Source organism: Dellaglioa sp. CoH-56-MRSF-11, from assembly GCF_056782135.1.
This window is the reverse complement of sequence record NZ_JBXAYE010000140.1, coordinates 1-253: the sequence shown is the minus strand read 5'-3', so window position 1 is coordinate 253 and position 253 is coordinate 1. Positions and strand designations below refer to the sequence as shown.

At 61.7% G+C, this 253-nt stretch carries 1 protein-coding gene; it reads left to right on the top strand.

Features of this window, described 5'->3' with window-relative positions:
• Positions 1-253, top strand: a 253-nt coding sequence (locus AC1RPT_RS08165) for a hypothetical protein (RefSeq protein WP_481763052.1), incomplete at both ends; no start/stop codon positions are given.

Sequence of the window (253 nt, the reverse complement as noted above, 5' to 3'; positions counted from 1 at the left end):
GCTGCGTGCCTCGTACCGCACGGTCGGCAGCTCGAACATCATGACCTCAGAAGCTGACGATAGCCTGTGGGAGCTGAAGAGCGGCAAGGGCGGTACGTATCTCGCACGTCACGGCAACGAAGACCTGTCGGAACTGGTGAACGCCACCGTGAACCGTCGTCGTACCGACATTCCGGCCCTGCGTCACATCAGCATCGCGGCAGCGGCTCCGCACGAATTCGTGTCGTTTGTCAGCCAGTCTGGCGACATGGAC